The 17,733-nt window shown below is 64.9% G+C and carries 19 protein-coding genes; 8 read left to right on the top strand and 11 right to left on the bottom strand.

All coding sequences use genetic code 11. The features are described 5' to 3' along the window. The first annotated feature begins 94 nt into the window (after positions 1-94). Both MJ205_RS04985 and MJ205_RS04980 read left to right on the top strand, forming a co-directional pair. A complete protein-coding gene (locus tag MJ205_RS04985; RefSeq protein ID WP_239811454.1) occupies positions 95-1,030 on the top strand; it encodes a restriction endonuclease in 936 nt (311 codons plus the stop codon). A 21-nt stretch (positions 1,031-1,051) separates the two neighbouring features. Further along, complete coding sequence (locus MJ205_RS04980; protein WP_239811453.1) at positions 1,052-1,540, top strand: DUF4124 domain-containing protein; 489 nt, start codon at positions 1,052-1,054, stop codon at positions 1,538-1,540. Positions 1,541-1,550: 10 nt separating this feature from the next. On the opposite strand, the gene MJ205_RS04975 is transcribed toward MJ205_RS04980, so the two are convergent. The 4 genes from MJ205_RS04975 to MJ205_RS04960 are packed head-to-tail and all read right to left on the bottom strand — an operon-like array spanning position 1,551 to position 4,801. Next, on the bottom strand, positions 1,551-2,771 hold the full coding sequence (locus MJ205_RS04975; RefSeq protein WP_239811452.1) for a pyridoxal phosphate-dependent aminotransferase: 1,221 nt from the start codon (positions 2,769-2,771) through the stop codon (positions 1,551-1,553). Beyond that, entirely contained in the window at positions 2,768-3,406 is a 639-nt protein-coding gene (locus MJ205_RS04970; RefSeq protein ID WP_239811451.1) for an RraA family protein, read from the bottom strand. The genes MJ205_RS04975 and MJ205_RS04970 overlap by 4 nt, the downstream gene beginning before the upstream one ends. Positions 3,407-3,409: 3 nt before the next feature. Beyond that, a complete protein-coding gene (locus MJ205_RS04965; protein ID WP_239812666.1) occupies positions 3,410-4,072 on the bottom strand; it encodes an RraA family protein in 663 nt (220 codons plus the stop codon). Positions 4,073-4,132: 60 nt separating this feature from the next. Next, positions 4,133-4,801 (bottom strand): RraA family protein, encoded by a 669-nt coding sequence (locus MJ205_RS04960; protein ID WP_239811450.1) that lies wholly within the window; start codon positions 4,799-4,801, stop codon positions 4,133-4,135. A 119-nt stretch (positions 4,802-4,920) separates the two neighbouring features. Between MJ205_RS04960 and MJ205_RS04955 the strand changes: the two genes are divergently transcribed. After that, the gene (locus MJ205_RS04955; RefSeq protein ID WP_239811449.1) at positions 4,921-5,844 is read left to right on the top strand and encodes a LysR substrate-binding domain-containing protein; all 924 of its coding nucleotides are present in this window, start codon (positions 4,921-4,923) and stop codon (positions 5,842-5,844) included. A gap of 9 nt (positions 5,845-5,853) precedes the next feature. Here MJ205_RS04955 and MJ205_RS04950 read toward each other — a convergent pair whose 3' ends face one another. Together MJ205_RS04950 and MJ205_RS04945 are read right to left on the bottom strand one after the other, a co-directional pair. After that, on the bottom strand, positions 5,854-6,846 hold the full coding sequence (locus MJ205_RS04950; protein WP_239811448.1) for a pyridoxamine 5'-phosphate oxidase family protein: 993 nt from the start codon (positions 6,844-6,846) through the stop codon (positions 5,854-5,856). Positions 6,847-6,895: 49 nt separating this feature from the next. Then, positions 6,896-7,267: a DsrE family protein gene (locus MJ205_RS04945; RefSeq protein WP_239811447.1), complete on the bottom strand. Its 372-nt coding sequence runs from the start codon at positions 7,265-7,267 to the stop codon at positions 6,896-6,898. Between the two features lie 137 nt (positions 7,268-7,404). Here MJ205_RS04945 and MJ205_RS04940 point away from each other — a divergent pair, with 137 nt between their 5' ends. Continuing rightward, the gene (locus MJ205_RS04940; RefSeq protein WP_239811446.1) at positions 7,405-8,325 is read left to right on the top strand and encodes a LysR substrate-binding domain-containing protein; all 921 of its coding nucleotides are present in this window, start codon (positions 7,405-7,407) and stop codon (positions 8,323-8,325) included. Between the two features lie 23 nt (positions 8,326-8,348). On the opposite strand, the gene MJ205_RS04935 is transcribed toward MJ205_RS04940, so the two are convergent. Next, positions 8,349-9,263 (bottom strand): LysR family transcriptional regulator, encoded by a 915-nt coding sequence (locus MJ205_RS04935; RefSeq protein ID WP_239811445.1) that lies wholly within the window; start codon positions 9,261-9,263, stop codon positions 8,349-8,351. A 136-nt stretch (positions 9,264-9,399) separates the two neighbouring features. Here MJ205_RS04935 and MJ205_RS04930 point away from each other — a divergent pair, with 136 nt between their 5' ends. Then, complete coding sequence (locus MJ205_RS04930; protein ID WP_239811444.1) at positions 9,400-10,155, top strand: SDR family oxidoreductase; 756 nt, start codon at positions 9,400-9,402, stop codon at positions 10,153-10,155. Between the two features lie 160 nt (positions 10,156-10,315). Here the strand turns inward: MJ205_RS04930 and MJ205_RS04925 are convergent, their stop codons facing one another. From MJ205_RS04925 to MJ205_RS04915, 3 genes are all read right to left on the bottom strand, one after another. Beyond that, positions 10,316-11,224 carry an ABC transporter permease gene (locus tag MJ205_RS04925; RefSeq protein WP_239811443.1) on the bottom strand — a complete coding sequence of 303 codons (909 nt, stop codon included), beginning with the start codon at positions 11,222-11,224 and terminating at the stop codon, positions 10,316-10,318. 20 nt (positions 11,225-11,244) lie between these two features. Then, entirely contained in the window at positions 11,245-12,105 is an 861-nt protein-coding gene (locus MJ205_RS04920) for an ABC transporter ATP-binding protein (protein WP_239811442.1), read from the bottom strand. Between the two features lie 82 nt (positions 12,106-12,187). Next, complete coding sequence (locus tag MJ205_RS04915) at positions 12,188-13,144, bottom strand: ABC transporter substrate-binding protein (protein WP_312410630.1); 957 nt, start codon at positions 13,142-13,144, stop codon at positions 12,188-12,190. A gap of 251 nt (positions 13,145-13,395) precedes the next feature. On the opposite strand from MJ205_RS04915, the gene MJ205_RS04910 reads away from it, so the two are divergent. Then, positions 13,396-14,076 carry a response regulator transcription factor gene (locus MJ205_RS04910; RefSeq protein WP_239811440.1) on the top strand — a complete coding sequence of 227 codons (681 nt, stop codon included), beginning with the start codon at positions 13,396-13,398 and terminating at the stop codon, positions 14,074-14,076. Further along, on the top strand, positions 14,077-15,564 hold the full coding sequence (locus MJ205_RS04905) for a sensor histidine kinase (protein ID WP_239811439.1): 1,488 nt from the start codon (positions 14,077-14,079) through the stop codon (positions 15,562-15,564). It abuts the gene before it with no gap. On the opposite strand, the gene MJ205_RS04900 is transcribed toward MJ205_RS04905, so the two are convergent. After that, positions 15,561-16,478: a LysR family transcriptional regulator gene (locus MJ205_RS04900; protein WP_239811438.1), complete on the bottom strand. Its 918-nt coding sequence runs from the start codon at positions 16,476-16,478 to the stop codon at positions 15,561-15,563. The genes MJ205_RS04905 and MJ205_RS04900 overlap by 4 nt on opposite strands. Positions 16,479-16,627: 149 nt before the next feature. Here MJ205_RS04900 and MJ205_RS04895 point away from each other — a divergent pair, with 149 nt between their 5' ends. After that, positions 16,628-17,611: a DUF1852 domain-containing protein gene (locus MJ205_RS04895; protein WP_239811437.1), complete on the top strand. Its 984-nt coding sequence runs from the start codon at positions 16,628-16,630 to the stop codon at positions 17,609-17,611. Positions 17,612-17,733: the final 122 nt, after the last annotated feature.

Raw genomic sequence — 17,733 nt, 5'->3', positions numbered from 1 at the left:
AATACAAGGCATCTGGTGGTCTGCACTCAGCGTTTCACGCCACGCACGCCCATCCAGACAGGCATCCATCAGCAAACAACGACAGGGGGACACCATGGCAAGACGCAAGAAAAGCAGCGGGTTCGAAGACATGCTCGATCTGCTGGCGCGGCTTCCCTGGTGGATCTGTGTGGCACTGGCGGGGGCCAGCTATGTGTTTCTGCACGGTCTGGCGGTGGTGCCGCCAACGGCAGAGCTGGCAGGCCGCCCCAGCGACATGGTGGTGGCTACCGTTCAGAAGGGCCTCATCTTTGGGCTCGCTTCGATCGGCCAGTACCTGCTGCCCTTGATGTGTTTGATAGCGGCCGCGATGTCGGCCTGGCGCAGAAAGCAGCGCAAGGCCCTGGTCAGCACGGTGGCACAGGCGCAGGACGCCGCCGCGCTGGACGGCATCAGCTGGCGCGAGTTTGAATTGCTGGTGGGCGAGGCCTACCGCCTGCAGGGCTTTCGCATCATCGAGCTGGGCGGCAACGGGCCCGATGGCGGCGTGGACCTGGTACTGCTCAAGGGCAGCGAAAAATTTCTCGTGCAGTGCAAGCAGTGGAAGGCCCAGCGCGTGGGCGTTGCCACCGTGCGTGAGCTGTATGGTGTCATGGCGGCACGGGGCGCGACAGGCGGCTTTGTGGTCACCTCCGGGCGGTTCAGCAACGATGCGCGGGACTTTGCACGGGGCCGCAATATCAGCTTGGTCGATGGCCACCAGCTGTTTGCGATGGTGCAGCAAGCGCGGCAATCGCTGGTGAATGGGCCCAGGGCGGCCCATGCCAGCAGCACCCCGGCCGCTGCGCCCGCAAGCGCCGCCGTTGCGACTGCCGCTGCCACTGCACCTGCAGCGCCCCCAGCGCCAAGCCTGGCGCCGGCCCCACCGGCCTGCCCGCGCTGCAGCGCCGCGATGGAGTTGCGCACCGCACGCAAGGGGGCCCATGCCGGTAAATCCTTCTGGGGCTGCTCGACCTTCCCGGGTTGCCGTGGCACGCTTGCGGCGGCATGAAGGCTAGCTAAAGGTCTATCGATGCGCTTGTTGTCCAACCGTCGCCATGCAAGCCTTGGCCAATCCACGCGCTCGCTGCTATTGCTGGCCCTGGTCTGCTGCTCCGCCCCTGCCTTCGCGCAAAAGCCGGTCTACCGCTGCGAGACGGCCGGGCGCGTGGGCTACTCGGATGCGCCCTGTGTAGGCGCGAAGGAAATCGATGCCACTCCCACCCAGGGCATGGACAAGATGACCGGCAAGAGCCGCAAGGGCGAGGACGTGCAGCGTGCCGAACGCAACGCTGCCTTTGCGGAGGCCTTCCAGCCCCTGACAGGAATGAACGCCGATGAGTACCGCGTCTACCAGCGCCGCTTCAAGCTCAGCCCCGCAGACAAGCTGGAATGCGCGCGTTTGGACAGCCGCCTGCCCGGGCTCAAACAGGCCGTGCAAACTGCGGCGGCCAACGACCTGGCCCAAGCCGAGGTCGATCTGTACAAGGCGCGCAAGCGCTTCCATGATCTGAACTGCTAGCCGCCAGGACCTAGTTGCTGAGCGTCCGGCAAAACTGGGCAATGGCCTCGCCCGCCTGCCGCAGTGCCGCATCATCCAGCGCATAGGCCACACGGATATACGGCCCCATGCCAAAGGCACTGCCATGCACGGCCGCCACGCCGGCCTCATCGAGCAGCGCGTTGACAAGGTCTTCATCGCTGCGCAGCAGGGTGCCAGCGCGGGTGGTTTTGCCGATCAGCGCCTCGCAGGAGGCAAAGGCATAGAACGCACCCTGCGGTACGCCACACTGCAGGCCCGGGGCCTGGTTCAGCATCTCCACCACCAGGTCCCTGCGCCTTTGGAACACCGCACGCGCGCTGCGCACAAAGTCCTGCGGCCCCGTCAACGCGGCCAGCGCCGCATGCTGGGAGATGCTGCAAGCGCCGGAGGTCTGCTGGCCCTGCAGCTTTTCCATGGCCTCGATCAGCCAGGCCGGGCCCGTGCAAAAACCGATGCGCCACCCCGTCATCGCATAGGCCTTGGAGACGCCGTTCATCGTCAGCACCCGGTCGCGCAAACGCGGCTCCACCTGGGCCATGGTGTGAAAGGCGATGCCGTCAAACACCAGGTGCTCGTAGATATCGTCGGCGATCACCAGCACTTGCGGGTGGTCCAGCAGCACTTCTGCCAGGGCCTGCAGCTCGGCACGGCTGTAGACCGCACCGGTGGGGTTGGAGGGCGAGTTCAGGATCAGGCAACGGGTACGGGCGGTGATCGCGGCTTCCAGCGCATCGGCGCTGAGCTTGAAACCGGTCTGCGCCGTGCAGGGCACTGCTACGGCCTTGCCGCCACAGAGCTGCACGATTTCGGGGTAGCTGACCCAGTACGGTGCAGGGACGATGACCTCATCGCCCTCGTTCAACGTGGCTGCCAAGGCGTTGAAGATCACCTGCTTGCCACCGCTGCACACCAGGGTGTTGCGCCGCCAATCCACGGCCAGTCCGTTGTCCTGCTTGAACTTGGCAGCCACCGCTTCGCGCAGATCGCGCAGGCCAGCCACCTGCGTATAGCGGGTGTGGCCGGCACGGATGGCGGCAATGCCTGCCTCGCAGATATGGGCCGGCGTGTCGAAGTCGGGCTCACCGGCGCACAGCGATATGACCTGCGCGCCGGCGGCCCGGCGCATTGCCACGCGGTCCATGACCCGGTAGGTGGCCGATGGTTTGGCCTGGGCCAGGAAGCGATTCAAACCATGCGCAGGGGTATTCATTGCTGCATCCTCCAGCGGGTAAGGCCCATCAGCTCCAACGTGGATTGCCCGCCTTGCAGCGCCTGCATCATCCGCGCTTCCTTGTCGGCACGCAATTGGCCCTGGGCCAGGCAGCGCTCGGCGTGGGCAGCCGGTATCACCAGCACCCCATCGTCATCGGCCACGACCAGGTCACCGGCTGCCACCGGCGTGCCGGTAAAGCTGATGGGCTGCCCGACCGAAGGCGCACTGGCCTTGATGGTGCCGCGCATCGAGATGCCGCGCGAAAACACCGCGAAACGCCGGGCTGTGAGGGCTGCAATATCGCGTACGCCCCCGTCAATGACCAGGCCGGCAATACCTGCAGCCTCTGCCGCGACGGTCAATACCTCCCCCCAATAGCCAGCGACAAAGCCACTGGTAGAGATCACCAGGATGCTGCCACGCGGCGCCTGCTCCATCGCAATATGGATGGACAGGTTGTCGCCGGGTGCGCATTCCAGCGGATACGCGGGGCCGGCCACCGACGCACCCGCCCATATGGGACGGATGGCGGCATCGGCGGCACTGGTGGTCAGGCCCGAGGCCTCGAACAACGTAGAGGTTCCCAGCGTGCAGGCCTGGGCCAGTTGCTCTGCTGCGTAAAGCGTGGTCATGGCTCAGTCCTTGGTTTGCAGTTGGTGGTAGCCCAGCGCAGCACGCGCCTCGCGCAAGGACGTGCCCCCTGCGATCTGCGCGCGGATGCGCGATTCGCTCTCCTCGATCTTGCGGGCTGCAGCCGCCACATCCCGGGCGCGGTGGCGCGGCACAATGACGACACCATTGGCATCGGCGACCACGATGTCGCGCGATGCCACCCGCACCGTCCCGATGGCCACCGTGGTGTTCAGCGACTCGACCTGCACCCGGTCCTTTCCTGTGCGCATAAAGCGGCCCACGCTGAAAATCGGGTAGTTATCGCCCAGGGCCTTGCCCACATCGCGGCATACGCCATCGATCACCGTCGCTGCAATACCGCGCAGGCCGGCGTACTGGGTCATGATGTCGCCCCACACGGTACAGTCGCTGCGGCCATCGTTGTCGATCACCACCACATCGCCTGGAGCGACGTCATCGATGAAATCACCCACGGTGCCAGGCGGGTGGCTGGCCGGCACGTATTTGACGGTAAAGGCCGGGCCGACCACCGTTTTGCTGTAGTTCGCCAGCGGCATGATGCCCAGGGCCTGGCCGTGCAGGCCCAGCTTGTCCATGGCATCGGATACGCCGGGCGTATCCAGTCCTTCAAACAGGGCAACCAGTGCCTGGTCTTCCGGGCGCATCTTTGGGGGAAGGTTCATGGTGTGTATCGCTCGATAAAGAAAAGGGCCATCGCCCGGTGCTCACTGCGGCTGCGCGGCAATGGCTTCAAACTGCCGGTCGTGCATGACCTCGGCCACGGAGCGACCCGCGCGCACGGCGGCCACCATGCCCTGCTGGCGAAGGGCAATGCGCTCGCCCAGGCCCAGCACCTCGCCGATGCGCCCCGCCGGGATGAAGACCGTGCCACAGCGGTCGGCAATCACATAGTCGTCCTGCTGCACGGTGACACCGGCCATCTGCACAGGCTGGGCCGCATGCAACTGCACCACGCGGTTGCGGGCGCTGACCATGGTCAGCCCCCGCCCATAAACGGGATAGCCAATGTCTGCGCTGCCATCGATATCACGGCTCAAGCCATCGATGACCGTGCCGCGCACCTGCCTCGCAACCGCCGCATTGGCCAGGATGTCGCCCCAGCAGGAGATGCCATCGGCCCCGCCGGCAACCACGAGCACGCGGTCGTCGGAGACCACGGCATCGATGACCGGAGAGATCAAGTGCACGGCAGGCGCGGCATCGCTCTTGGGGCCCAGCTGGATGGTGCTGGCCAGGCCGACGATCTTGGGGCAGTGCCACAGCGGCAGCAGGCCAACGGTGGCACCGGGCAGGCCGAGGAAATCGAGCGCATCGGAGACGGTATTGGTGTCCAGCGCGCTGAGGCGTTCAAGGTGGAGATGGGAGTGGGTCATCGCGTGCATTCCAGGAAAGTGCTGGCATCATCACGGCCGCCTTCTGATATGTGAAATACTTATCAGATATCTCTGTGATACGAATACCAGAACAGCCACCTCTCCCCAGGAAATGCACCATGAGCCATATCGACTTTCGCCTGATTCGCCAGCTGTGGATGTTCCTGGCCGTCGCTGAGGAGCAGAACTTTGGGCGCGCCGCCGCCCGCCTGTCCATGTCGCAGCCGCCGCTGACCGAGCAGATCAAGGTGCTGGAGCACTCGCTCAAGCTGCAGTTGTTCGAGCGCTCCCGGCGCGGCACCAAGCTCAGCGCTGCGGGCGCGGCCATCTTGCCAGCGGTTCGGCAGTTTGCGCTGCAGGTCGAGCAGCTCGAGCGCGTGGTGCGCGAGGTGGCGGCCGGGCAATCGGGCGTGCTGCAGGTCGGCGCCATTACCTCAGCGATGCTGGACACCGTACCGCCGTTGCAGGACTACATGCGCCGCCAGCACCCGCATGTCACCGTATTTGTACGCGAGATCGACAGCGCCGATGCCATTCCTGCGCTGCAGGCCGGCGATCTGGACCTGGCCTTTGTCCGGCTGGAGGGCGATGTAGGCCAGGGCATTGCCACTTTGCCGATGATGGAAGACCGCCTGGCCGTCGCGTTGCGCAAGGACCACCCCCTTGCGGGCCAATCCCAGGTCCGCCTCAAGTCACTGAGCCATGAGCCGATGGTGATGCCGTCGCGCCAGGTCAGCCCGGACTACTTCGACATGCTGGTGGGGCTGTGCCGCGCCCAGGGCTTTGCGCCGCGCGTGATGCATGAGGTGCGCTCGGTCTCCTCACAGATCGCCTATGTGAGCTGCGGCCAGGGCGTGGCCCTGGTGCCTGCCTCCATGCGGCGCCTGGCACCCGAGAACGTAGTCGTCCGCCCGCTGCGTGAGAAAACCATGGTGGTCACCGCAGCCGCAGCCTGGAATGCGGAGCGCCACCATCCGCTGCTGGACGAGGCAGTCGCCTGGCTGCAGGCGCAACGCCCCTCCAGGATGACCCATGCAGCCTAGGCGGCCTTGTCAGCGCGTCACCTGGCTGCGCGGTGGCCCGTCAAAAGCCGCTGACGCAACACCGCGAACCAAAGGGTTGTAGGGCGAGGCTTCCAGCAGGCGCCAGCGTTGGGGCAGGGTTAGCGGCGTGCTGCGCCAGCTGTGCACCTGGAACTCGATCCAGCGCCCGGTTCCTCCTGTCTGGTCGATGTCGGCCTCGACACCAAAACGGGCGCGCGCATGGCCGGTGAGCTGCAACTGGCGCGCGCCTTCAAAGTCCGGAAAGACCAGGCCACAGCGCGGCTCCAGCTCCAGATTGCCCAGGGTGTTGAACATGCTGTTGCCGTTGAAATCAGGAATGCGCAGCACCTGGCCCTGTTGTTGCACAAAGCCAGGCCGGCCACCCCGGTGCGATACATCGGCGTCCCCGCTGGGGCCCAGGCTGGCGATGAACAAGGTGTCGGCGCCAGCAATCCAGGCGGATGTGGCCTCGTCCAGCACCGTGCCGGTGTTGGCATCCGTACCGGTGCTGCTGTTGGAAGTGGGTTCTGCCTCCAGCGGCAGCAGTTCGCGCTTTTGGATATAGCGGGGGCAGACCGGAAAGGCCTGGCCCACCGCCACCTCCAGCGCCTGCGCGGATGCCTGTGCCACATGGCCATTGATGCGCAGGCGCCTGCGGGTCTGCAGCTCGATCAACAGCACGGCGATGGATTGCTCGGGCTGCAGATCTGCTATGGGGGCCATGCGGGCCAGCACACCCTGCGGGTCGCTGCTGGTCACCTGCAGGCTGCGCAGGTCATCGCTGGCCTGCACAAAGCCGGGCTCGCCACTCAGCAGGCAAGCCCACATGGCGCCTGCCGCATCGGCCGCGCCCACTATGCACCAGCGCTGCTGGCCGACAAAGTTGCGTGCGGCCGCTGGGATGCCGGTGCTGATGCTGCGGCTGTTGATGAGCGCCGTGCCGCGCTCGCCCGTGCGCTCCTGCACCAGGCGTTCGCCAGCGTGAAAGATGTTGTCGTCCATAGGGGCTCCTGGTCAGGTACAGGCTCGCAACAGGTGTCAGCAAGCGGGCTTAGAAGGTGACCAGGGTGTGGCCCGCGTCCAGGTGGCGCGACAGATCCAGCACGCCGGTGGTGCCAGGGATGGTCTTGTCGCGCACCAGCGCAATGCCGGTGGGAGCCAGGCCTGCGCCCGCACCAAACACATCGGCGCAGCCGCCGCAGGCAACGATGTGGTCCAGCACGGCTTCGTACAGCGCATGGCCGGGGTGCTCGGGCTTGACCAGCTCGGCAGGCCAGCGCACGCCCGTGCCTTGGAACACCAGGTCGAAGTCCCGGCTCTTCTCCTTGAGCTCGTAGGCCAGGAACAGCGCGTTCACGACGCGGCCCAGCGCTTCTTGCGTGCCGGATTGGGGATCGGAAAAAACAACGATGACGGTTTTCATAAATAGTCCTTTCGAGGACGGCGTAGTGACAAAACTGGAGTTGCCGTCTCGGAAGTAAATTTATCTATTTACTCAAACGTGATAAATGCCAGAGAATTGATTTGATTCTTCCAGTTTTTGCAGCAATCACCCGCACCATGGACCGCCTCCACGCCATTGATGTCTTTCTTGCGATTGCCGATTTGGGCAGCCTGACCCGCGCTGCCGAAGCGCTGGAGCTGTCCCTGCCCAGCGTGGTGCGCACCCTCGCTGCGCTGGAGAAGCACCTGGGCGTGCGCCTGTTCAACCGCAATACCCGGCGCCTGGCCATCACCGATGAGGGCCGGGCCTACCGCGTGCATGCGCTGGCCATCCGCTCTGCGGTTGCCGATTCGGAGCAGGCGATGCGCCGGGCCCAGGCCGAGCCCTCGGGCAGCATCAGCCTGACGGCCTCGGTCAAATTTGGCGAGCTGCATGTGGCCCCGCTGGTGGCCAGCTACCTGCAGCGCTATCCGCAGGTGGAGGTGCAGCTCTTGCTGCTGGACCGCGTGGTCAATCTGGTCGAAGAAGGCCTGGACCTGGCCGTGCGCATTGCGCCGCTGCCCGATTCAAGTCTGGTGGCGCGCCATGTTGTGGACATCCACCAGGTGATTGCAGCCAGCCCCGCCCTGGTCGCCGCCTGCGGCATGCCCCAGCAGCCGCAAGACCTGGCCGCCCTGCCCTGCATAGAGTTTGGCGGGGTGGGTGATGCCAACCTCTGGGAGTTTGTCAGCAAGGGCCGGCTGGAACGGGTCAAGGTGCAGGGCCGCATGCGCTGCAACACCGTCGGCGGCAATATCGCCGGCTGCATCGCCGGCCAGGGCTTTGGCCGCTTTTTGCACTACCAGGTGATGGACGCGATTGCCCGTGGCGAGCTGGTCCGCATCCTGCCCGGCCTGGAGCCTGCGCCGCGCCCGCTGTCGCTGGTCTACCCCAGCAAGCAGCATGGAACGGCGCGGGTGGCAACGCTGGTCGAGCATCTGGCTGAGCATTTGCATGCGCGGCTGGGGGAGTTTGCGCTGCCTACAGAACCGCGCTAGCTGACGTGGCTGAAGCGCCACGGCTAGTTCGCCGTTGCGGTATCGGCCAGCTCCCCCTTGAAGCGCCCGGCCAGATGCTCGATAAACGCCCGCACCACCGGCGGCAAGCCCCGCCTGGTGGTGAACACGATGTGCACAATGCCGGTCTCCGTGCGCCACTGCGGAAACACATGGACAAGGCTTCCACGCTCGAGCTCCTTGCTGCAAAAGTGCTCGGGCAACAGCGCAATGCCCAGGCCAGCCAAGGCCGCTGAGCGCAGCGCGCCAAAATCGGCGCAGGTCATGCGGGGCGCGTGGCTGATGGCACGGGGCTGGCCATCGCCATCCCAAAACTCCCAAGTGATGGAGCCGGTCTGCTCGGTGCTGGCCAAGGTGGGCAGCTCAGCCAGCAGCTGCAGATCGCCCTTTTTGCACTGCTTGGCCAGGCTGGGGGCAGCCACCAGAATACGGCTTGAATGGCCCAGCGTGCGCATCACCAGCGCGGCATCGGTCGTCAAGCTGGTGCGCACGCGGATGGCCACATCGATGCGCTCATCGATCAGGTTGACGGGCCGGTCGGCGGCCACCATTTGCAGCTGCGCCTTGGGGTAGGTCTGCAAAAAATCGGTCAGGGTGGGCGAGAGGATTTCCATCAGCCCCAAGGGGCAGCTGCAGCGCACCACACCATGGGGTTCGCCCAGCGCATCGGACACCACAGCATCGGCCTGCTGCACATCGAGCACGATGGTGCGGCAGCGCTCGTAAAAGGCTTGGCCGACCTCGGTCACCCGAAAGCGCCGGGTGGACCGCTCGATCAAGCGCACACCCAAGCGCGACTCCAACGCTGCAATGCGCCGGCTCAACGTGGACTTGGGCATGCCCAGCGCACGGCCTGCTGCGGCAAAGCCGCTGTGCAGCACCACCTCGGCGAACAGCGCGTAGTCGTTGATATCTCGCATCGGCCTCGCTCCTGTTTTTTGTCTCAATATTGGAACAATGATATCCATTTTGGCCATCTACTCAAAACTTTGTTCCACCTGCATCATTGCACCACTGCGGCGAACGGTTCGGCGCACAACCCAAGGAGTAGGAAAAATGGAACGCAAGTTTGACAACAAGGTCGTCGTCGTCACCGGTGGCACCAGCGGTATTGGCCTGGCCACCGCCAAGAAATTTGCCAGTGAAGGTGCCTATGTGTTTGTGACCGGCCGCCGCCAGGAAGAGCTGGACAAGGCCGTCAGGGCGATTGGCCCACGCGCTACCGGTGTGCGGGCCGACATGTCCAAGCTGGCCGACATTGACCGCCTCTACGACGCCGTGCAGCAAAGCCACCCGCAAATCGATGTGCTGTACGCCAACGCCGGTGGCGGCTCGATGCTGCCCCTGGGCGCCATCACCGAGGAGCATTTCGACACCACCTTTGGCACGAATGTGAAGGGCCTCGTGTTTACCGTGCAAAAGGCCTTGCCGCTGCTGCGCGATGGTGCCTCCGTCGTGCTAACCGGATCAGTCGTCGGCTCCACCGGCACCGCTGCTTTCAGCATCTACAGCGCCTCCAAAGCCGCCGTGCGCAATCTTGCCCGCAGCTGGACGCTGGATCTGAAGGAGCGCGGCATCCGCGTCAATGTCGTCAGCCCCGGCCCCATCCGCACCCCTGGCCTGGTGGAGCTGGCCGGCAACGATGCCGCGCAGCAGCAAGGCCTGCTGGACTACATGGCCAGCCAGGTGCCGATCGGCCGTGTCGGTGAAGTCGATGAGATCGCGGATGCGGTGCTCTTCCTGTCCTCGCCTCAGGCAAAGTTCATCGCCGGTACCGAGCTGTTTGTCGATGGTGGCTTGGCGCAGGTCTGAGCCGCTTCTCTGAGACCCACCCGCGAACTCCAGACAAAAAAATGCCACCTCGGTTGGCTGAGGTGGCATAAGGCCGGTAAGCGAGAGAGCGCTTGTTCCACCGGCGAGGAGTCGGGCAAGCGGGCACCGGCCGCGCTTGCATAAGGGTCAGGTCAGGGCATCAGAAGGCGGCAGGCCGCCATTTGAGCAGGCGTTTTTCCAGGCGGGTCAGCAAGAAGTCGGCGCCCAGGGCCACCACGGCCAGCACGATCATCGCGGCGAACACACCGCTGGCGTTGAAAGCGCCCTGCGCGGTGGAGATCAGCAGGCCGATGCCCTCCTTGGCGCCGAGGAACTCGCCCACCACGGCGCCGACCAGCGCAAAACCAAAGCTCACATGCAGGCTGGCCAGAATCCAGGACATGGCAGAAGGAATCACCACCGACATGGTGACCTGGCGCGGCGATGCACCGAGGATTTGGGCATTGGCGATCATGTACTTGTCGGCCTCACGCACGCCCTGGAAGGCATTGGCAAACACCACAAAGAAGACCATCACGACAGCCAGTGCCACCTTGGACGCCATGCCCAGGCCCAGCGCAATGACAAACACCGAGCCCAGCACCACACGGGGGATGGAGTTGGCGATCTGGATGTAGATGGAGAACACATCGGACAGCAGCTTGTTGCGGCCCAGCACAATGCCGCAGATCACGCCGGCGATGGAGCCGATCAGAAAGCCGATGACCGTCTCTTCCAACGTGACCAGCACCTGCTGCCACAGCGGGCCTTGCGATGTGCCGTCGCGCACCCATTCCACAATCTGGTTCCAGATCATCGAGGGCATCGAGTAGAAGAAGGGGTCGATCCACTTCATGCGGGCCGAGACTTCCCAGCCGCCCAGCACGGTGACCAGCACCAGCAGGCGCAGACCAATGATGACGGCCTTGCGGCGTTTGATGGCCGCCTGTGCGGCCACCGATTCCTGCGCGAGCGCGGCATCGCTCACGGCAGCGGGGGTGTGGTCTGGCGCAGCCGGTGCGGGTGGCGGGCTGCGGGTGGCAGCGGGGTTCAGGGTGAGTTCAGACATGGTGTATTCCTTGCCTTGTATTACTGGATATGGACTTCTTCGCGCAGGTCATCCCAGATGCGCTTGGACAGGTCGATGAACTGCGGGTCGTAACGCACCTCGCTCATCACGCGGGGGCGTGGCAGGTCGATCTCGTACACGCGCTTCAACGTGGCGGGGCGGGCCGTCAGCACAAACACGCGGTCGGCCAGCGCAATCGCCTCTTCCAGGTCATGGGTCACAAACACCACCGAGCCGCCGGAGGCCGACCACAGGCGCAGCAGCTCGTCCTGCATCAGGGTGCGGGTCTGCATGTCCAGCGCCGAGAAAGGCTCGTCCATCAGCAGGATTTCCGGCTGGTTGATAAAGGTCTGCGCCAGCGCCACGCGCTTGCGCATGCCGCCCGAGAGCTGGTGCGGGTAGTGGTTGCCAAAGTTGGCCAGGCCCACGCGGTGGATCCACTCGTCGGCCAGCTTGAGCGCCTGCTCACGCGGAGTGCCGCGAAAGATGGGGCCGGCGGCCACGTTGTCGCGCACCGATTTCCAGGGGAAAACGGCATCGGCCTGGAACACAAAGCCGATGCGCGGATCGATCTGCTCGACCTTCTTGCCCATCACGCGCACCTCGCCCACCGTCGGTTGCAGCAAGCTGGTGATCAGGTTCAACGTGGTGGATTTGCCGCTGCCGGTGGGGCCGACGATGGCGATGAACTCGCCCTTGGCCACCGACATCGAAAAATTGCGCAGCGCCAGGGTGGCCGTGCCGTCTGGCGCAATAAAGCGCAGCGACACCTTGTCGAATTCAATGGCCGCATCGGCTGATTTTGCAGAGGCAGCGGCGTTTTTGGGCTGCAGGCTGCTGGACGGTTGCTGGCTGGCAACCGCCTGGGTGGCATAGGACATGGTGGTCTCCCGGATGTGGGTGGTGGGGCGCGCGGGCTGCAGCACGGCGGGGCCGCGCTGCGGGGCGGGTTGCGCCGCTTTTTTACTTGGCGCTCAGGTAGGCGTTGGAATAGGTCTTGGCCAGGTCAATGTGCGCGCTCTTCACATTGGGCTTGTAGGCCGACAGCACCTTGAGCACCGTCTCGGGGCCGCCTTCGGGCATCTTGCCGTCCTTGGTGTACATCGGCAGCGAGGCCTTCAGCGCCGCCACATACAGCTCCTTGTCATTGCCGTAGTAGTCCTTGGGCATCTTGTCGGCGATGTCTTCGGCGCTGTGGCTGCTGATGTACTGCATGGTCTTGCCAAAGGCGCGGGCCAGCTTGGCCGCCTGGTCCTTGTGGCTGGCGGCCCATTCGTTGCGCACATACAGGCTGGCAGCAGGGTACAGGCCGCCCAGTGCTGCCTGGGTGCCCTCTTCGCTGCGCATGTCGACGAGCACCTTGGCGTCGCCGGTCTTGAGCATTTGCGACACGGTTGGCTCGGTGGTCATGCCGGCCTGGATGCGGTCCTGCTTCATGCCGGCGATGAAGGAGTTGCCAGCGCCCACGGGCAGCAGCGAGTAATCCTTGCTGGCCACGCCCTGCTTGTCGACCAGGTAGCGGGTCAGGAACTCGGTCGACGAGCCCAGGCCGGTGACGCCCAGGGTCTTGCCCTTGGCATCGGCCATCGACTGAAAGCCGCCTGCGGCCGCCTTGGTGGACACCAGCTCCACCTCACCGGGCACCTTGCAGAACACCGCAATGGCCTGGATCTCCTTGCCCTTGGCCTGCAGGTCGATGGTGTGGTCATAGAAGCCCACCACGCCTTGCACGGCCCCTGCGATCAGCTGGTTTTCCGCATCCACGCCGGCCGGCTGTGATTGCAACTCGACCTTCAAGCCCTCTTCCTTGAAGTAGCCCAGCGACTCGGCCAGCTTGGCGGGCAGGTAGATGATCTTGTTGATGCCGCCCACCATGATGGTGACGGTGTCGTCGGCCGCCTGGGCAGCCGTGCTGGCCATGCAGCAGACAGCGGCAGCGGCAATGGCGGCCAGCGCGTTGCGGCGGGTAGCGCGGAATGGGGTCATGCAGTGTCTCCTTGACGTTGTGGTCCTGGCACCTTCAGCACAGCCGCCCTGGGCGACCGCATAATGCACCGGATAGGAACAGAGTCTAGAAACTGCACCCTTTCAGTGCGCTTTCGCTGCACTGCAGCATTTTTAGTGGTTATCCCTGATCTTTTTTGCTGGCCTTTGGTGCGCCACCCCCTCCGATGAAGATCCTTCTGGTCGAAGACAACCTGGAACTGGCCCAGTCCCTGGCCGGGCTGCTGCGCCAGCATGCCTTTGTGGTGGACCATGTGGACCGTGGCGACGCCGCTGACCAGCTGCTGAGCCAATCGCACTATGACCTGCTGCTGCTGGACCTGAACCTGCCCCAGCTCAGCGGCAAGGCGCTGCTGCGGCGCCTGCGCGAGCGCGGTGACAGCCTGCCGGTGATCGTGCTGACGGCGAGTGATTCGCTCGACCAGAAAGTGCTGTGCCTGGAGATTGGCGCCGACGACTACCTGGTCAAACCGGTGGAGGTGCGCGAGCTGCTGGCGCGCATGCAGGCCATTGCCAGGCGCCAGATGCCCGGGCGCGAGAACCATGTGCGCTGCGGCAACCTGCAGCTCGATCTGCGCACCCGTTTGTTCAGCGTGGCGGGCGAGGAGCTGGCCCTGCCCCCGCGCGAGCGCAGCGTGCTCGAAGCGCTGATGCTGCACAACGGCAGCGCGCTGCCCAAGCAGCGCTTGATGGACGTGATCTACGGCATGGACGAAGAGGCCAGCGCCGACGCGGTGGACCTGTACGTGCACCGGCTGCGCAAGAAACTGCAGGCGAGCGACACGACGATCATGACCTTGCGCGGCGTGGGCTACCTGCTCAAGCAAAAACTGGCCGGCGGGGACTGAATGCTGCACAGCCTGCGCGCACGCCTGGCCCTGTGGCTGCTGCTGCCGCTGGCGGTGCTGGTGGGCCTGTGCGGCTGGTTTGCCCATGAGCATGCCGAGGATGCCGCAGACTATGTGCAGGACCATGACCTGCTGTCATCGGCCAAGATCCTGGCCGACCGCCTAATCTGGGAGGACGGCGATGTACGCGCCAGCGTGCCGCCCTCGGCGCTCAGCCTGTTCATGTCGCCGGCGCGCGACCATGTCTACCTGAGCGTGATGGACGCGCAAGGCCAGCTGCTGGCGGGCCAGCAGAACTTTCCGCAGCCGCCGCAACTGACGCTGAGCGGCAGCGACAACGCCCAGTGGTATGACGCCCTGTGGCAAGGCCAGCCGATCCGTGCTGTGATCACGCGCCGGGCCATGTATGACGTGGCCGGCGCGCGCGAGATCACCATCCTGGTCGGCAAGACCACGCACAGCCGTGACAACATGGTCCAGACCTTGTGGTGGCCGACGATGGAGTACCTGCTGTGGGCGCTGGCCGTGGCTGTGCTGGTGAGTGCCACCGCGTTGACCCTGGAGCTGCGCCCGCTGCTGCGCATGGCGCGCCAGCTGGCCGGGCGCCCGGCTGGGGATGTGGATTTTCACCTCGACTCGCGCCAGCTCCACCAGGAGCTGCGGCCGCTCGCCGATACCGTCAACCAGTTTGCCCGCACCATCCGCGCGCAGGTGGCGCGCCAGCGCCAGTTCATCTCGGATGCAGCGCACCAGCTGCGCACGCCGCTGGCCATCCAGGCCCATACCTTGGAGCAGGCCTTGGGCCAGGCGCCCGCTGAGTTGGCGGCCTTGTCGGTTGCGCAGCGCCTGGCCGTGCTGCAACGGCTGCAGCGCAGCAACCAGCAATTGCTGAATGTGGCCAACCAGTTGTTGACCTTGGCACAGGCCGAGGCCGGCAATGCCGCACACGCGGCCCAACCGCCGCAATGGGTGGACCTGCGCGCGCTGTGCCTGCAGTGCCTGGAGGCGATGGCGCCGGCGGCCGACCTCAAGCAGATCGACCTGGGCTGGGAGGAAAGCCAGGCAGCTGCTGCTGCACCGGCAGATGCGGCCACCCGCGCTGCCGACCCGCATGTGTTTTCGCTGTACACCAGCAGCCGCCTGCTGCCCGAGCTGATTGCCAACCTGGTGGACAACGCCATCCGCTACACCCCGCCGCAAGGCCAGGTCACGCTGGGCCTGGAGGCGAGCGCCGACAGCCTGCTGTTGTCGGTGCAGGACAATGGCCCGGGCATACCGGCCCAAAGCCGGGATCGGGTGCTGGAGCGCTTTTACCGCCTGGCCCACGACACGGCAGGCACCGGCCTGGGCCTGGCGATTGTGCAGGAGGTGGCGCAGGCGACCGGCGCCAGCCTGCAGCTGACCGATGCCCAGCAGCGCTATACGCCGCCCTTTGGCCCGGGCCTGCGCATCAGCGTGCGTTTTGTGCGGGTGGCCGGCCCCGGCTAGGCTTTGTTGGTTGTAGCAGAAGCGGTGGTAGCACGCGGCTGGCGCGCCAGTTCGATAAAGGCGCGCACATAGTCGATGGCCACATCCGATTCCCGCGCGCCCAGAAAAATCTGCTTGGCAATGCCGTGCGGGCCCAGCCGCACCGGCACCACGTCCATCTTGGCGGCGTACTCCTCGACCAACCAGCGCGGCAGGGCGGCTACGCCACGGCCGCTGGCGACCATCTGAACCATGATGTCGGTGGTCTCAATCGCCTTGTGGCGGCGCGGCGTGACCCCGGCGGGCAGCAGGAACTGGTTGTAGATATCGAGCCGTTCGATGTCCACCGGGTAGCTGATCAGCACCTCTTGCGTGAGTTGCTCGGGCTTCACATAGGTGGCAGAGGCCAGCGCATGGCCACGGGGCACCACCAGCACCTGTTCATAGTCAAACACCGGCTCAAACCGCAGCCCGGGTTTGAACAGCGGATCGGGCGTGACCAGCAGGTCGATCTCGTAGCCGAACAGCGCACCAATGCCGCCGAACTGGAATTTCTGCTTCACGTCCACCTCCACATCCGGCCACGCGGCCAGATACGGCGAGACGACCTTGAGCAGCCACTGGTAGCAGGGATGGCATTCCATGCCAATGCGCAGCGCCCCCCGCTCGCCCTGCGCAAACTGGCCCAGACGCTCTTCGGCCAGATCCAGCTGCGGCAGCACGCGGTTGGCCACCGCCAGCAGGTACTGGCCGGCCTGAGTCAGGCGCAGGCTGCGGCCCTCCCGCAGCCACACCGCTGTGCCCAATTGCTGCTCCAGCTTTTTCATGCTGTGGCTCAGCGCGGATTGGGTCAGGTTCAGCACACCTGCAGCGGCCGTGAGCGAGCCCTGCTTTTCGACCTGCTGGACGATGCTGAGATGGATACGTTCAAGCATTCAAATGAACCATATTCATGGATATATGAGATAAAACCATTTTACTTCATGGATTGAGCGTTCTAACATCCGGCCCATCGACCTGAGCGGCGTGGGCTGAAACAGCCCATACGGCCCGAAGGCCCGCAGACATCCACGATCGGACCCGCATGAGCAGCGACTTTTCCTTCAGCATCGAGCGCCTGCGTTTTGATGAGCACTACCGGCCATCGGACAGCACGCGCATTACCACCAACTTTGCCAACCTGGCCCGGGGCGAGAACCGGCAGCAGAACCTGCGCAACACCTTGCGGATGATCGACAACCGCTTCAACGCGCTGGCGCACTGGGACAACCCGGAGGCCGACCGCTATGCGGTGGAGCTGGACATCGTTTCCGTGGCACTGCACTGGGACACGCAGCAGCACGGCGAGGCGTTTCCGCTGATCGAGATGCTGCAGACCCACATCCTTGACCAGCACACGGGCCAGCGCAGCGACGGCATCGTCGGCAACAACTTCTCGTCCTATGTGCGGGATTACGATTTCAGCGTGCTGCTGCCTGCGCACAACCTGAACCGGACCGGCTTCAGCACGCCCGCGCATTTTGGCCTTCTGCATGGGCAGCTGTTCCAGCAGTTCATCAGGTCAGACACGTACCAGGCCAGTTTCCGCAAGGCGCCGGTGATCTGCATCAGCGCGTCGACCAGCAAGGTCTACCAGCGCACCGGCAACCAGCACCCGGTGCTGGGCATCGAGTACCGGCAAAACGAGGCCTCGCCGACGGACCACTACTTTGCCAAGATGGGCATGCAGGTGCGCTTCTTCATGCCCGCCCACAGCGTGGCGCCGCTGGCCTTCTACTTCCACGGCGACCTGCTGGGCGACTACAGCAACCTGGAGCTGATCGGCACCATCAGCACGATGGAGACCTTCCAGAAGATCTACCGCCCGGAAATCTACAACGCCAATGCAGCCGCCGGCGCGCGCTACCAGCCCAGCCTGAAGCATGAGGACTACTCGCTGACGCAGATTGTCTATGACCGCGAAGAGCGCAGCGCGCTGGCCGTCAAGCAAGGCCGATTTGCCGAAGAGCACTTCATCAAACCCTACCAGCGCATGCTGCAGCAAGCGAGCGCTGCGGCAACGGTCTGACGGCAGGCCCCGGCGCGCTGGACCAGCCGCATCGCCTTGCCCTGCCTCGCCCTGCCCGGTGTCACCTATGGCACCCGGTTGCGCGACCGGGTCAGCACAATGCGCTGCACACAGGCCTGCCT

The sequence above is a fragment of the Comamonas sp. B21-038 genome (assembly GCF_022387135.1).
Lineage (GTDB): Bacteria > Pseudomonadota > Gammaproteobacteria > Burkholderiales > Burkholderiaceae_C > Comamonas > Comamonas sediminis.
This window is presented reverse-complemented; position numbering and strand designations above follow the sequence as displayed.

Coding starts and splice junctions, on each gene's coding strand:
- MJ205_RS04985 (WP_239811454.1), top strand. CDS start 95: ATGGCAAGACGCAAGAAAAGCAGCGGGTTCGAAGACATGCTCGATCTG.
- MJ205_RS04980 (WP_239811453.1), top strand. CDS start 1,052: ATGCGCTTGTTGTCCAACCGTCGCCATGCAAGCCTTGGCCAATCCACG.
- MJ205_RS04975 (WP_239811452.1), bottom strand. CDS start 2,771: ATGAATACCCCTGCGCATGGTTTGAATCGCTTCCTGGCCCAGGCCAAA.
- MJ205_RS04970 (WP_239811451.1), bottom strand. CDS start 3,406: ATGACCACGCTTTACGCAGCAGAGCAACTGGCCCAGGCCTGCACGCTG.
- MJ205_RS04965 (WP_239812666.1), bottom strand. CDS start 4,072: ATGCGCCCGGAAGACCAGGCACTGGTTGCCCTGTTTGAAGGACTGGAT.
- MJ205_RS04960 (WP_239811450.1), bottom strand. CDS start 4,801: ATGACCCACTCCCATCTCCACCTTGAACGCCTCAGCGCGCTGGACACC.
- MJ205_RS04955 (WP_239811449.1), top strand. CDS start 4,921: ATGAGCCATATCGACTTTCGCCTGATTCGCCAGCTGTGGATGTTCCTG.
- MJ205_RS04950 (WP_239811448.1), bottom strand. CDS start 6,846: ATGGACGACAACATCTTTCACGCTGGCGAACGCCTGGTGCAGGAGCGC.
- MJ205_RS04945 (WP_239811447.1), bottom strand. CDS start 7,267: ATGAAAACCGTCATCGTTGTTTTTTCCGATCCCCAATCCGGCACGCAA.
- MJ205_RS04940 (WP_239811446.1), top strand. CDS start 7,405: ATGGACCGCCTCCACGCCATTGATGTCTTTCTTGCGATTGCCGATTTG.
- MJ205_RS04935 (WP_239811445.1), bottom strand. CDS start 9,263: ATGCGAGATATCAACGACTACGCGCTGTTCGCCGAGGTGGTGCTGCAC.
- MJ205_RS04930 (WP_239811444.1), top strand. CDS start 9,400: ATGGAACGCAAGTTTGACAACAAGGTCGTCGTCGTCACCGGTGGCACC.
- MJ205_RS04925 (WP_239811443.1), bottom strand. CDS start 11,224: ATGTCTGAACTCACCCTGAACCCCGCTGCCACCCGCAGCCCGCCACCC.
- MJ205_RS04920 (WP_239811442.1), bottom strand. CDS start 12,105: ATGTCCTATGCCACCCAGGCGGTTGCCAGCCAGCAACCGTCCAGCAGC.
- MJ205_RS04915 (WP_312410630.1), bottom strand. CDS start 13,144: ATGGCCAGCACGGCTGCCCAGGCGGCCGACGACACCGTCACCATCATG.
- MJ205_RS04910 (WP_239811440.1), top strand. CDS start 13,396: ATGAAGATCCTTCTGGTCGAAGACAACCTGGAACTGGCCCAGTCCCTG.
- MJ205_RS04905 (WP_239811439.1), top strand. CDS start 14,077: ATGCTGCACAGCCTGCGCGCACGCCTGGCCCTGTGGCTGCTGCTGCCG.
- MJ205_RS04900 (WP_239811438.1), bottom strand. CDS start 16,478: ATGCTTGAACGTATCCATCTCAGCATCGTCCAGCAGGTCGAAAAGCAG.
- MJ205_RS04895 (WP_239811437.1), top strand. CDS start 16,628: ATGAGCAGCGACTTTTCCTTCAGCATCGAGCGCCTGCGTTTTGATGAG.